The 13,821-nt window shown below is 69.0% G+C and carries 10 protein-coding genes and 2 pseudogenes; 4 read left to right on the forward strand and 8 right to left on the reverse strand.

The window, feature by feature from the left end; genetic code table 11:
- Window positions 1-16: 16 nt before the first annotated feature.
- Both OJJOAM_RS24585 and OJJOAM_RS24590 read left to right on the forward strand, forming a co-directional pair.
- Window positions 17-1,809: pseudogene (locus OJJOAM_RS24585) on the forward strand (class I adenylate-forming enzyme family protein).
- Between the two features lie 404 nt (window positions 1,810-2,213).
- Window positions 2,214-2,705 (forward strand): acid phosphatase, encoded by a 492-nt coding sequence (locus OJJOAM_RS24590; protein WP_422650199.1) that lies wholly within the window; start codon window positions 2,214-2,216, stop codon window positions 2,703-2,705.
- A gap of 25 nt (window positions 2,706-2,730) precedes the next feature.
- Here the strand turns inward: OJJOAM_RS24590 and OJJOAM_RS24595 are convergent, their stop codons facing one another.
- The 5 genes from OJJOAM_RS24595 to OJJOAM_RS24615 form a co-directional block, all read right to left on the reverse strand.
- On the reverse strand, window positions 2,731-3,255 hold the full coding sequence (locus tag OJJOAM_RS24595) for a CreA family protein (protein WP_422650200.1): 525 nt from the start codon (window positions 3,253-3,255) through the stop codon (window positions 2,731-2,733).
- A 26-nt stretch (window positions 3,256-3,281) separates the two neighbouring features.
- Complete coding sequence (locus tag OJJOAM_RS24600) at window positions 3,282-3,767, reverse strand: acyl-CoA thioesterase (RefSeq protein ID WP_149318152.1); 486 nt, start codon at window positions 3,765-3,767, stop codon at window positions 3,282-3,284.
- A 173-nt stretch (window positions 3,768-3,940) separates the two neighbouring features.
- Window positions 3,941-4,222 (reverse strand): HU family DNA-binding protein, encoded by a 282-nt coding sequence (locus tag OJJOAM_RS24605; RefSeq protein WP_006577833.1) that lies wholly within the window; start codon window positions 4,220-4,222, stop codon window positions 3,941-3,943.
- Window positions 4,223-4,490: 268 nt separating this feature from the next.
- Window positions 4,491-5,711 carry a Bcr/CflA family multidrug efflux MFS transporter gene (locus OJJOAM_RS24610; RefSeq protein WP_422650201.1) on the reverse strand — a complete coding sequence of 407 codons (1,221 nt, stop codon included), beginning with the start codon at window positions 5,709-5,711 and terminating at the stop codon, window positions 4,491-4,493.
- 158 nt (window positions 5,712-5,869) lie between these two features.
- The gene (locus OJJOAM_RS24615; RefSeq protein ID WP_422651089.1) at window positions 5,870-6,109 is read right to left on the reverse strand and encodes a hypothetical protein; all 240 of its coding nucleotides are present in this window, start codon (window positions 6,107-6,109) and stop codon (window positions 5,870-5,872) included.
- Here OJJOAM_RS24615 and OJJOAM_RS24620 point away from each other — a divergent pair.
- Window positions 5,997-6,527, forward strand: coding sequence for a hypothetical protein (locus OJJOAM_RS24620; RefSeq protein ID WP_422650202.1), 531 nt, complete (start codon window positions 5,997-5,999; stop codon window positions 6,525-6,527). The genes OJJOAM_RS24615 and OJJOAM_RS24620 overlap by 113 nt on opposite strands.
- 181 nt (window positions 6,528-6,708) lie before the next feature.
- Here the strand turns inward: OJJOAM_RS24620 and mdoH are convergent.
- A pseudogene (gene mdoH / locus OJJOAM_RS24625) lies at window positions 6,709-10,793 on the reverse strand (glucans biosynthesis glucosyltransferase MdoH).
- 774 nt (window positions 10,794-11,567) lie between these two features.
- On the opposite strand from mdoH, the gene OJJOAM_RS24630 reads away from it, so the two are divergent.
- The gene (locus tag OJJOAM_RS24630) at window positions 11,568-12,050 is read left to right on the forward strand and encodes a hypothetical protein (protein ID WP_422650203.1); all 483 of its coding nucleotides are present in this window, start codon (window positions 11,568-11,570) and stop codon (window positions 12,048-12,050) included.
- A gap of 30 nt (window positions 12,051-12,080) precedes the next feature.
- On the opposite strand, the gene OJJOAM_RS24635 is transcribed toward OJJOAM_RS24630, so the two are convergent.
- A complete protein-coding gene (locus OJJOAM_RS24635; protein WP_422650204.1) occupies window positions 12,081-12,734 on the reverse strand; it encodes a surface-adhesin E family protein in 654 nt (217 codons plus the stop codon).
- 142 nt (window positions 12,735-12,876) lie between these two features.
- Window positions 12,877-13,506 (reverse strand): 3,4-dihydroxy-2-butanone-4-phosphate synthase, encoded by a 630-nt coding sequence (gene ribB, locus OJJOAM_RS24640; protein WP_422650205.1) that lies wholly within the window; start codon window positions 13,504-13,506, stop codon window positions 12,877-12,879.
- Between the last annotated feature and the right edge of the window lie 315 nt (window positions 13,507-13,821).

Here is a 13,821-nt window from a genome sequence, read left to right on the forward strand (position 1 = left end):
CCGCGCCCGCCGCCCGATGGCCCCGCCGACCCGCAGTTCACAGGGCAGCCCGCAAGGAGATTCGCCGGCCTGGCCGGCAATCTCGCTGGCCCAAGCCCATGCCCGCCTGACCGCTCCCGGCGCACCGTTCGAAACCGAGGTGCGCGAGATCCGCGGCATCCCGACCACGGTCTGGAAGCACGCGCCGCCGACGCTGCGCGACCTGTTCCTGCAGGCCCGCGCGCGCGGCGAGCGTACCTTGTCGTCTACGAGGACCAGCGCGTTTCCTATGCCGGCTTCGCGCGCGCCGCGCTGGCGATCGCGCATGCATTGATCGAGGACGGCGTGCGCCCCGGCGACCGCGTCGCGGTGGCGATGCGCAACCTGCCCGAATGGCCCGCGGCCTTCTACGGCGCGCTGCTGACCGGCGCCATTGCGACGCCGCTCAATGCATGGTGGACCGGCCCCGAGCTGCAATACGGCCTGGCCGATTCCGGCTGCAAGGTCGCCATCGTCGACGACGAACGGCTCGAGCGGCTGCGTCCGCATCTGGCCGAGTGCCCCGCCCTGCTGCGCGTCCATGTCTGCCGCTTCGGCGCGGATGCCGCGATGGCAGCGGATGCCGACACGCGCGTGGTGCCGCTGGAGCGGACCACCGGCGACGTGATGGCCTGGGACGCGTTGCCCGAGCTGCCGCTGCCCGACGTGGCGATCGATCCCGAGGACGACGCCACGCTGTTCTATACCTCCGGCACTACCGGCAAGCCCAAGGGCGCCATCGGCACGCACCGCAATGCGACCACGGTGGCCTTCTGCGGCGGCTTCGGCCCGGCGCGCAACTTCCTGCGCCGCGGCGAAGCGATTCCCGAACCCGACCCGCAGGCACCGCAGAAAGCCACACTGCTGTCGGTGCCCTTTTTCCACGTGACCGGCTGCATGTCGGTGCTGAACGGCGCCTTGCACGCCGGCAGCAAGATCGTGCTGATGCGCCGCTGGGACGCGCTGCGCGCGCTGGCGCTGATCGAGCGCGAGCGCTGCACGGTGGCCGGCGGCGTGCCGACCATCGCCTGGCAACTGGTCGAGCATCCCGAGCGTGAGCGCTTCGACCTGTCGTCGCTGGAGAGCGTCAACTACGGCGGCGCGCCGGCCTCGCCCGAGCTGGTCCGCCGCATCGTCGAGGTGTTCCCCAAGTCGATGCCCGGCATCGGCTGGGGCATGACCGAGACCTCGGCCACCTTCACCAGCCACAACGCCGAGGAATACCTGCATCGTCCCGACAGCAGCGGCCCCGCGCTGCCGATCGGCGAGATGAAGGTGGTCGACGCGCACGGCCGCGCGCTGCCGCCCGGCGAGGTCGGCGAACTGATGGTGCGCGGCGCCAACGTCGTGCGCGGCTACTGGAACAAGCCCGAGGCCACCGCCAACACCTTCGTCGACGGCTGGCTGCGCACCGGCGACATCGCACGGCTGGACGAGGAAGGCTTCCTCTATATCGTCGACCGCGCCAAGGACATGCTGATCCGCGGCGGCGAGAACATCTATTGCATCGAGGTCGAGAGCGCGCTGTACGAGCATCCTGCCGTGATGGACGCCGCCCTGGTCGGCATCCCGCACCGCACGCTGGGCGAGGAACCGGGCGCGGTGGTGGGCGTCAAGCCGGGTGCCAGCGTCACCGAGGCCGAGCTGCAGGCCTTCGTCGCGCAGCGGCTGGCGGCGTTCAAGGTGCCGGTCCGCGTGATCGTGCGCGACGAGACGCTGCCGCGCAACGCAAACGGCAAGATCCTGAAGTCGGAACTGCGCAAGCTGTTCGACAATGGCGCGAGCGCGTAGCGACGCGCCACGCGCCCTATCACGACAACCGGGAGCCCCTATCTTGGCCACTGCCGCCTCGCCCATCCGCGCCGCCTGGCGCGGCACCCTGTCCGTCTTTGCCGTCGCCGCCTTTCTGGCAGGCGCCTACGGTTGTGCCAGCCAGGCCCCCATCAGCCGGGCCGGCGACGTGCCGGAACTGCGGCCGGGCGTCCTCGCCGGCTATCTGCCCGCGGACCAGCGTCCCGACAGCCTGCGTCTCGTGCCGCCACCGCCGGCGCCCGGCTCCCAGGCGCTCGCGGCCGACGAGGAGGCCGCGCGCGCGAGCCTGGCCAAGGCGGGTACCCCCCCGCTGGCAACTGGCCGTCGAAGACGCCAACCTGAAATTCCCGCAGGCGGCCGAGACCTTCTCGTGCGCGCTGGGCGTGCCGATCAACGAACGCGATACCCCGCAGCTCTACCTGCTGCTGCGGCGCAGCCTGGTCGACGCCGGCCTGTCGACCTATCGCGCCAAGGACCATTACCGGCGCCAGCGTCCCTTCCTCGTCAACCATCTGCCGACCTGCACCCCGGACGAGGTCGCCAAGCTGTCCAAGGACGGCTCCTACCCCTCCGGCCACAACGCGGTGGGCTGGGCCTGGGCGCTGATCCTGACCGAGGTCGACCCCGAGCGCGCCGACGCGATTCTGGCGCGCGGGCTCGCCTACGGCCAGAGCCGCCTCGCCTGCAACGTGCACTGGCAGAGCGACGCCAACCAGGGCCGCATCATGGGCGCGGCCACGGTGGCGCGGCTGCATGCCGACCCGACCTTCCGCGCCGACCTCGCGGCGGCCCGCACCGAGGTGGCCGCCGCCCGCGCCAAGGGGCTGAAGCCGACGCGCGACTGCGCGGCGGAGCGGGCGGCGCTGGGGCAGTAGCGCCCCCCACGAAAGAGAGAAGCGCTCAGCGCAGCGGGATCGGGGTGCCGGCCTCCACCGGCACCGCGGTCACGCTGTTCTTCGGGCTGCCCGAGACGATGCGGTCCGAATAGGTCAGGTAGACCAGCGTGTTGCGCTTGCGATCGACCACGCGCACCACGTGCAGGGTCTTGAACAGGATCGACATGCGTTCGGAGAACACATTGTCCTGCTGGCGCAGCGGGCCCTTGAAGGCGATCTTGCCGACCTGCCGGCAGGCGATCGAGGCTTCGGCCGGGTCCTCGGCCATGCCAAGCGAGCCCTTGATGCCGCCGGTGCGGGCGCGCGAGACGTAGCAGGTGATGCCGTCGACTTCGGGGTCGTCGTAGGCCTCGATCACGACGCGGTCCGAGCCGGTCACGCGGAAATGCGTGTTGACGCTGCCGATTTCTTCGGCATGCGCGGGCGCGATCGTGGCGAACGCCAGCGCACCAACGAACGCACCAACCAACGGACGAACCCACGCACCAGTCCGCACGGCGGCCAGCGATGCGGCCGAACCTGCGGCCATCGGACGACGGGATGCGCGAGCCATGGTCAGCTCACCGCGCCCTGGATCTGGTCGTGCCGGTGCTCCATCTCCTGGCGCAGTTGCCGGCGCAGTTGCGCGGCGGCGAAGCGCTGGCGCTCGACCTCGTCGCGCGGCACCAGCGGCGGCACCTCGGCCGGCTTGCCGTCGTCGTCGACCGCGACCATCGTGAAATAGCAGCTGTTGGTATGGCGCACCAGCTTGCTGCGGATGTTCTCGGTGATGACCTTGATGCCGATCTCCATCGAGCTGCGCCCGGTGTAGTTGACCGCGGCGAGGAAGGTCACCAGTTCGCCGACGTGGATCGGCTGGCGGAACACCACCTGGTCGACCGACAGCGTGACGACATAGCGGCCCGCGTAGCGGCTGGCACAGGCGTAGGCGACCATGTCCAGATATTTGAGGATGGTGCCGCCGTGGACATTGCCGGAGAAATTGGCCATGTCCGGCGTCATCAGCACGGTCATCGACAGTTGATGCGAGAGGTCGTTCATCGGGGGGCGGCGCGGAGGAATCGGCGCGGGTGGGTTGAGAATGGGGTGGCGGAATGCGGCGGCGGAACGCGCTGCAGGATGCGAGTGTAGCGCGGCGCGGCGACGGCGGCGCCAAATGAAAAAGCGGCCCACGTGGGCCGCTCTCTCCGGTTGGCATCCGAGGATGCCCGCTCTTACTTCTTCTTGTTCACAGCGTCCTTGAAACCCTGGCCGGCAGAGAACTTGACCGTCTTGGCGGCCGGAATCTTGATCGTTTCGCCGGTGCGCGGGTTGCGGCCGGTACGGGCGGCGCGCTTGCCGGCGCCGAAGCTGCCGAAGCCCACCAGCGTGACCGAATCTCCCTTGGCAACCGCCTTCTTGATGTTTTCCAGCGCGGCGTTCAGGGCGCGCTCTGCTGCAGCGTTGCTCAGTTCCGCGTCTGCGGCGATGGCAGACACCAGTTCACCTTTATTCATGGCTGTATCCCTTGTTGGTCGTCGTCACCGGTGACCAGCCTGAGCCGTTTCACCGACCGGCGCAGTCTAATCCGCCGCTTGCGCCTTGGGCAATCCCCAGTCGCACCGACGCAACGAAAATGCCGGAAATCCTTCCGTCAAGCGGCTTTCGGGGGAGATTTACCCCCCTCAATTCGGGGCTTTGACGCGGGTCCGACAGCGGGTTATCCCGAACCTGCGGCAAGGGCCGCGGCGGCCCCGCATCGCCCCGCCTCCCCCGGCCGGCAGCCTATTCCGCGGCGGCCACCACGGCGGAACGACGGCCATACATGCGCATCAGCACCGCGCCGATGCCCGCGATGGCCATCACCACGCCCAGCGGCAAGGCGGTGCCGTCGTGCCACAGGCTGACCGCGGTACCGGCCAGCGTGCCCATGCCGAATTGCAGCGTGCCCATCAGCGCCGATGCGGTGCCGGCGCGATGGCCCTGGTGCGCGAGCGCCAGCGCCGACGCGTTGGGCGTGATGCAACCCAGCCCCGCCACGAAGACGAAGAAGCCGACCAGCAGCACCGGCAGCGCGGCGACGTTGGCGAGGTTGGCCAGCGCGAGCAGCAGTCCGGCGCCGCACGGCGCCAGCAGCGCCAGCTGCAGCACGCGGTCGAGCGAGCGGCCGCGCACCAGCGCCGCATTGATCTGCGACATCGCGATCAGGCCGAACGCATTGGCGCCGAAGACGAAGCCATAGTGCGAGGGATCGATGCCGTGCAGTTCCATCAGCACGAAGGGCGAGCCGGCAATGTACGCAAACATGCCCGACTGCGCGAAGCCGGCGCACAGCGAGTAGCCGAGAAATTCGCGATCGCGCAGCAGTGCGCCGTAGTTGCTGAAGACATTGCCCAGGCGCAACGGCGTCGCGCGGCGCGGGTCGAGCGACTCCTCCAGGCGGAAATGCACCAGCAGCAGGACCAGCGTGCCGACCGCCGCCATCACCCAGAAGATCGCGCGCCAGCCCAGCGCGGTCAGGATCGCGCCGCCGACGATCGGCGCCAGGATCGGTGCGAGGCCCATCACCAGCATCAGCGACGAGAACGCGCGCGCGGACTCGTGCGCCTCGAGCCGGTCGCGCACCATCGCGCGCGCCATCACCATGCCGGCGCAACCGCCGGCCGCCTGCACGAAGCGCCAGGCCATCAGTGCCGGCGCATCGCCCGACAGCGCGCAGGCCACCGACGCCAGCACATAGAGGCTGAGCCCGACATACAGCGGTGCCTTGCGGCCGAAGCGGTCGCTGACCGGACCGTAGAACGACTGCCCGATCGCGAGGCCGACCAGGAAGGTGCCGAGGGTCAGCTGCACGCTGCCGATGTCGACGCCAAGGTCGGCGGCCAGCGTCGGGAACGCGGGCAGGTACATGTCGATCGACAGCGGCGCCAACGCGGTCAGCGATGCGCAGATCAGCAGCCACAGCGGAAAACGCGGCGTCGTGGCCGGGCGGTAGGATTGGGTCATTGGCGGACGACGGAACGCCGTCAAGCGAAAGGCGCAATTGTTGCACACCGTGATGTATTGCGTGCCTGCGGGTTCCGCGTCCCGGGGTCGGGCAGGTACAATGCACCCGGTCGACACACTGCCGGTCCGTCTTCATCGCCGGTCTCGATCGCGGGACTTCAGCGCAGCCCCAGCCCCGTGCCGTTCCAGGCGTTCTTTCCCTGCATGCGAACCATATCGAACCACACGACTGCATCGATCGCCCGAGGAACGTCGGCCTCCATCGGGATCGCTACCGCAACCTGGTTGCTGTGGGCCTCGTCCGCCTGCGCGGCGCCGGTCACGGCGCGTACCGTCGCGGTGCATCCGGCCGCGAGCGCGGCCGTGGTGGTCGATGAAGCCGATTCGCTGACCCGCATGCTGCGCGGCGCGGCCACCGGCCAGAACACCGGCGCGGCCGGCGTCCCCGAATTCCTGCGCAGCTCGCGCCGGCCCGATACCGTGCTGGCACGCGCGTGCCGCCAGCTCAACGACGCGCTGCCGATCGAGATCGACAAGGAAACGCGTCTGCGCCGCTGCCAGGCGGTGCCCGGCAAACACATCCTGTTCCAGCTGGAATTGACCAACTACAGCGGGCCGATGCTGGACCTGGCCAGCTTCGAGGTCAGCTACGCCGCGCCGCTACAGCGCAATATCTGCGCGAATCGGGACGTCGAGATCCTGACCAAGCTGGGCGTCAGCATGATGTTCCGCTACATGACACGCAAGGCGCGCGGCGAGCGCCGCGTCGGCGACGTCTATATCAACGGCCCGATCTGCACGGCGGCACTGCGCTGAGCGTCCCGGTTCGTTTCCATCGGCGATGGCATGGCCACCGCTGCTGCCCTCTGCCCCACTCCCGCTCCCGCATGCGGGAGCGGGGGGCGAGGCATTGAATTGGCGTTGGCGAAGGAAGCCCGCGTTTGGGTTCTCCCTCTCCCTCAGCGGGAGAGGGTCGGGGAGAGGGAGTGGTGTCCGATCAAGCCGCCGCACTCCCCCGCGGGCGCAGGGGCACGACATTGGCGGCGCGGCGCAGCAGCGCGCGCGTGGCCTTCCAGCCGTCGTCAGCCAGCGGCGACGACCAGACCGCCTCGTGCAGCCGCGACAGCGCCAGCGGATCGTTCAGCAGCAGCAGCTTCTGCTTCGCGCTCAGATTGCCCGGGCCATTGGTCAGCGCCTGCTGCACCAGCACCGCATGCTGGCGCTGCGTGCCGGCCGGCTGCACCACGCGCGCGGTCGCGGTCGCGCACATCAGCGCATTGGTGACCGGATCGACCACCGCATCGACGAAGCCCGGCGTATCGCCTGCCTCCGCCACATGGCGCTGCGTGTCGACGATCTCGCGCGGCGGCTCGATTTCTTCCGGAATCACGAACAGTCCGGCACGGCGCGTGGCACGGCCCAGGCTGACGCGCGAGAGCCAGACCGACAGCGGGATCGACAGCGCCAGCGCGCCGACAATCGGCAGCAGCCACCAGACGAAGCCCGGATCGAGCCAGTACACCAGCGCGCCCCAGCCGAGGCCCAGCACGGTGTGCCAGCCGTGGCGGCGCACCGCCTCGCCCCAGGTCGTCTCGGCGTCCTCGCGCGGCGGCGACTTCCACGAGATGCCCCAGCCGATATAGGCGGCCAGCACGAACTGCGTATGGAACAGCATGCGCACCGGCGCCAGCAGGGCCGAGATCACGACCTCGATCAGCATCGACAGCACCAGCCGCAGCGCCCCGCCATAGCGGCGCGCCTGCTTCATCAGCAGCACCACGCCGAACAGCTTCGGCAGGAACAGCAGCGTGGCGGTGGCCGAGAACAGCGCAAGCGCCTTCTCCGGATGCCACTCGGGCCAGTTCGGATAGAACTGGTACGGCTGCGAGAAGTACTCGGGCGGCACCAGCGCATGCTTGGCCAGCATCGCGGTCGACAGCAGCAGGAACAGGAACCACAGCGGCGCCGACAGATACGCCATCACGCCGGTCAGGAACACCGCGCGGTGCACGGCGTGGAAGCCCTGCTTCATCCACAGGCGGAAGTTCATCAAGTTGCCCTGGCACCAGCGGCGGTCGCGCTTGACCTCGTCGAGCAGATTGGGCGGCAGCTCCTCGAACGAGCCCGGCAGATCGTAGGCGATCCACACCCCCCAGCCGGCGCGGCGCATCAGCGCGGCCTCGACGAAATCGTGCGACAGGATCTCGCCGGCCAGCGGTCCCTTGCCGGGCAGCGGCGCCAGCGCGCAATGCTCCATGAAGGGCTTGATGCGGATGATCGCGTTGTGGCCCCAGTAGTGCGATTCGCCCAGCTGCCAGTAATGCAGGCCGGCGGTAAACAGCGGTCCGTAGACGCGCGTGGCGAACTGCTGCACGCGCGCGTACATCGTCTCGCGGCCGGTCGCCAGCGGCGCGGTCTGGATGATGCCGGCGCCCGGGTTGGCCTCCATCAGCCGCACCAGCGTGGCCAGGCAATCGCCGCTCATCACGCTGTCGGCGTCGAGCACCACCATGTAGCGATACTTGCTGCCCCAGCGGCGGCAGAAGTCGGCGACGTTGCCGGTCTTGCGCTTGACGCGATGACGGCGCCAGCGATAGAAGATGCGGCCGAAGCCGTTGACCGCGCGGCAGGTCTCCATCCACGCATCGGTTTCCGCGGTGCGCAGGTCGGGATTGCCGCTGTCGGACAGCACGAAGAAATCGAAGTGGGCGAGCTCGCCGGTGCGTTCCAGCGATTCGTAGGTCGCGCGCAGTCCGGCGAAGACACGGGTCACGTCCTCGTTGCAGATCGGCATGATGACCGCGGTGCGCGCCTCCTGGGCGATCGGCGCGTTGCCGGTCGCGGAGCGCGAGATCAGATGGCGGTCGCCCCCCCTTGGCCAGCACCAGGAAGCCCATCATCGCGGTCCAGAAGCCGGCCGAGACCCACGAGAACAGCACCGTGAACAGGCCCAGCGTGATCATCTCGAGGGTGTCGTTGCCCTTGTACGGCAGCACCGTCGACATGAAGTACGTCGCCATCATGGTCTGCACGATCACGAGGAACAGCAGCACCCAGCGGCGGTGTGCCCCGGCCGGATGCCACTTGCCCTCGGCATCGGGGCCGTCGTGCAGCGTGTCCCAGGTCTCGGGAACGGGCGGCTTGCCGAACAGCCTGCGCACGCCGTTGCGCACGAAGGCGGCGACCAGGTGCGGCGGCCACGGCCGCGGCACCATCGACGCGCGTTTGGGTTCCGGGCCGGTGGCCACATGGACCGTGCCGTCGGCGCGCCGCTCGATCAGCGGTTCGCCGCCGACCTTGGGCTCGCCGTAGGCCAGTTGCAGGCGCCGCTCGATCGAGCCGTAGGCCGCGCCGGCGGGTGAAGCCGCGCCGTCGCCATTGGACAGCGCCTTTTGCAGCGAGCGCACGCCGGGATCGTCGCCGGTGGCATCGCCCTTGATGACGATGCCTTCATGCAGCGCGGTATCGGCGAGCAGGTCGCGGCGCTGTTCCGGCGATACCGGCAGGCGGTCGACATAGCGCTCGCACGCCGCCGCGGCCGAGCGCTGCTTTAGCCTGGGGGGTAAGATGTAGCTCCATGTCTCTGACAGGGTTGTGTTGCCGTTGCGAAGATAGCCGCGCAACTCGACCGGCTTGTTCTCGTCCTTGCGGCGCAGGAACATCGTCATGCGCCAGCCACCGGTGGCCTCGTTACGCTGCGTCGTCGTGCGCAGCAGTTCGGCGTTGCCATCGGCCGATACCACCGCATCGATATGCGCGGCGGGATCCAGCTTCTTGAATGCGGGCCCCTCGAAGTCCACCAGCAGCGAAAAGCTGGTGTCCTCCTTGTTGCGGGTCAGCCCCTGCCCGCGGCGGGTCTGCGTGACCCACGACAACGGCGGCATGCGCTCGCGGTCCTTCTGCCACAGCAGCCGGTATTCGAGATCGAACGGCTGCTTGGGCTTGGGCGGGTTGTCCGGGACCCAATAGGCCACGATGTTGTCGTTGGTCTCGTCCGGCGTCGGGATCATCACCAGTTCGACGCGCCCCGAACCCCAGTTACCGCGCGGTTCGACCCAGCCGCTCGGCCGGCGTTCATACCATTCGCCGATTTCCTGGTAGCTGGCGAACGAGCGGTCGCGCTGCATCAGGCCGAAGCCCTGCGGATTGGTCGCCGAGAACGAGGTCACCAGCAGGCGGCGCGGATTGACGAGCGGACGCCAGATCCATTCGCCGGTACCCAGCTGGATCGACAGCCCGTCGGAGTCGTGCACCTCGGGACGGAACTCCGGCGCCGCGGGCGGCTGGTTCTCGCCGAACAGGTACATGCTGGTCAGCGGCGCCAGGCCAAGCTTGGTGACGTTCTCGCGCAGATACAGGCGTGCCTTGACCTCGGTCTCGGTGTCGGCGCCGGGCTTGATCACGAAGCGATAGGCACCGCTCATGCGGCGCGAATCCATCAGCGCATAGATGACCAGCTGCTTGTCGCCCGGTGCGGGACGCTCGATCCAGTACTCGACGAAGCGCGGGAATTCCTCGCCCGAGGCGAGCGCGGTGTCGACCGCCACGCCGCGCGCCGACAGCCCGTACCACTGGTCCTTGCCGACGCCGCGGAAATAGCTGGCGCCGACGAAGGACACCACCTCGTCCTTGTGCTTGCCGTTGACCGGATGCAGCACGCGGAAGCCCGCAAACCCCAGGCCCTTGAGCATCTCGGGGTCGAACTTGTGCGAGCCGTAGTTGAAGTCGGCCGGATTGAAGCGCATCTCGCGCACGCGGTTGCCGGTGACCTCGTTGATCTTCACGGGCTGGTCGAACACCATGCCCTCGTGGAAGAACGACAGCTCGAACGGCAGCTTGGTATTGCGCCAGACGAAGCGTTCGGGCTTGTACTGGATCTCCCGATAGCGCGGGTACGACAGTTCGCGCAGCTCGGTCGGCAGATGGGCCTTGGGGGGCCTTGTACGGGGAATTGGCCAGCTGGCGCGCGCGCGCCGCCACGGTATCGAAGCTGAACGCATGCGCCGCCATCGCGAAGCAGGCCAGCGCACCGGCACACAGCCAGCGCCCCAGTCGCACGCCGTCGAAGCGCGCCGACGGCATGGGCCGGCGAGGACGGGCGGAAAGCGGCAAGGAAGTGGCGGAGTCGATCATGAATGCCGTCATCAAAGGCGGTAGTCGGTAATGCAATTGGTTATTCGGGAAGCCGCGGACAGTGGCGCGGAAACTCGTCGATGGCCAGGCCGGAGAACCGGTGCCTGAGCCGCCCCATGACGGACGTTGCCGGGGGCTGTGACTTGGGTGACGCTTGGAAGCTGTTGGATTTGCTGCAATGCGGGACAAAACCTTAACAAATTTGCCTACCAAAAGTCACGTTTCGGTCACGCAACGGTTGCAACAATTTGAAACGATTGTTGCTCATGCGCCTCTTGATTGATCAACGTCGGGTATCCTCCTCCTGGTTCAAATGACGCCGAGGTTGCACCGCAACAAGACCGTCGCCGCGACGGGCGCGCAGGGCCTGTCCGCTCCTGTCGTCCTGCGCACAGGAGCAGCGAATCGGTGACGGGATCGGATGCGCGCCGGACGGCACGCGGGTCGGTTGGATGCGGCCATGTCGTTCCGACGGGAAGCGCCGGAACGCCAACGTGCCGCAGCGGGCGCGACGATTGAAACTAGGCCCCTGTCATTGCCACGTCAATCGGACGCTGTCCGACAAAACCCGGCTTGGGTGGGGCGGGACACGCAGGCCGGCGCGCGGCGGCCGCGGCGGGTGTCGACGCGCACTACAATCGACCGATCCGTTCGATGGCGCGCCCGCGTGAAACCGGGCCGCCCTCGCCCACTACGCTGACCACGCTGACAAGGGGGGATGCGATGCCGCACGCAGCGCCTGCCCGCCTGCCGATGCCGCATGCGGCGCGCGCCCGCCTGCCGCTGCCGCGGCGCCTTGCGCCTGCACTGGCGTTTGCACAGGCGCGTGCACTGGCGTTTGCGCTGGTGTTTGCGCTGGTCCTGTGCGCATCGGCGCCGGCATGGGCTTATGTCGACCACTATCTGACCAGCACGATCGTCGGCACGATGACGCAGAGCGAGGCGCGCGCCTTCGCCTCCGCGGTCAATCGCGCGCTGACCGCGACCGAGGACGGCACCGCGGTCTCGTGGCGAACCCAGGCCACGCCACGGCGCCCGGCCACCTACGCGAGGATCACGCCGCTGCAGAGCAAGACCGACCACGGCCAGCCCTGCCGCCAGATCCGCAGCGAGCTGCAGCGGTCCAGCAACGAGGAAAGCTGGACCGGCTGGTTCTGCAGGCAGCCGGATGGCCGCTGGCGGGCGCGGGCTGTCGACGAAGAATAAGAGATAAGGGAGAGCCGTTCGGCGCGGTGCTCAGCGGCACAGGCGCGCCATCACCTCGCCGGCCAGCGAGCCCGATGCGGCCGGCTGCGGCGTCGCGCGCTGCGGCGAACGGATCGTGTACAGCGGCTCGCCGCGCGCGAAGCGGCGCGGGAACAGCGTCTGCTCGACCACCGCGTACATCGACGTGGCGCAGTCCAGCACCATGCGCCGCAGCGACGACTGGATCGGCTCGCCGCTGGTGGTGTGGATGGCGCCGCCGACCGGCGCGTTGCGCATCACGACGACGCCGATGCGCGCGCCCTTGCGGCGCACCGAACGCTGGTCCAGATAAGAGATCACGCCATTGGCGCCCATCAACGGCAGCCAGCGTTGCGGGTCCGGCGCGGACGGGTCCGGCGCGGCCAGCGTCACGCAACCCTCGCGCGGCGTCGAACGAAATACGGTGCCGCCGTTCGGCCCCTGGCATTGATAGAGCCCGGCGGCCGCGGCGGGCAGCACCTTGCCGCGCGCGGTATCGGCGCGGGCATCGGCGCTCCACAGCGCCGCCAGCGTCAGCGTGGCGGCCAGCAGCAGCGGCGCGAGGGATGGGGAGACGGCGGATCCGGAAGAAGGGAAGCGAAGCGACACGGCGCCGGCGCGGAGGGCGTGGTGGCGCAGTGCGGGCGTGACGGCACGAGACGACATGATGCGGGGCGCGTTGGCGAAACAGGGACGGCCCGGGGACCGGCGGCAGGCGCGGCCGCGATGATGCCTGGGCCGCGCAACAGGCGGCATTGTCGCACAGCGACGCGCCGCCGCGGCCGGAAAGGTCCGCCCCCCCCCGCCCTCAGTGCCCCTGCTGTCGCCAGGCCACCAGTTCCGCGATGGTCAGCACCGGCAGATCGTGCTGCGCGGCGAAGACCAGCGCCTGCTCGTAGCGGGCCATCGTGCCATCCGGATTCATCAGCTCGCACAGCACCGCGGCCGGAGACAGGCCCGCCAGCCGCGCGAGATCGACCGATCCCTCGGTATGGCCGCGCCGGGTCAGCACGCCGCCGTCGGCGGCGACCAGCGGAAACACATGGCCGGGACTGACCACCGCGTCGAGCCCCGCATCGTCGGCGATCGCAGCGCGGATCGTGGTAATCCGGTCGGCCGCGCTGACGCCGGTGGTGACACCGGTGCTCGCCTCGATCGAGACCGTGAACGCGGTGCCGTACTGGCTGCGATTGTTCTCGACCATCGGCCGCAGTCCCAGCCGCGCGACCTTCTCGCGCGTCAGGCACAGGCAGACGATGCCGCTGCATTCGCGGATCAGCATCGCCATATTGGCGGGCGTCAGCCGCTCGGCCGCGACGATCAGGTCGGCCTCGTTCTCGCGGTCGTGGTCGTCCATCAGCACCACGGGGCGGCCCTCTCGCATGGCCCGCAGGGCCTGCTCGATGCGGGTCGGCAGATCGTGGGGAAGCGCCGGCACGATGGCGGCGGCAGCGTCGACCGTGGGCTGCGGGGCAGCGGCGTGGTCGGGGGGAAGCGGTAGCGTGGGAAGAGATAGTGGACAGCATTGAAACGCTCCTTGCGTAAAGATCAACGGGCGTTTCAGGGGGATTGGCGTCACAAGCGGGAGCGCGCACGAGAGCCGGCCCGAAGCCGACCTGCGTGATCGTTCACGACGCCGCCCACTCGCGCATGGCAAGGCAACGAACCGCGGAGCCGCATGCACGAGGCACACGACCGCGCAGGCCCGCGCCGTTCCAGCCTGACCGCAGTGAAGCGGCAGTGAAGCGGCAGC

The organism is Cupriavidus sp. H18C1 (genome assembly GCF_049311595.1).
GTDB lineage: Bacteria > Pseudomonadota > Gammaproteobacteria > Burkholderiales > Burkholderiaceae > Cupriavidus > Cupriavidus cauae.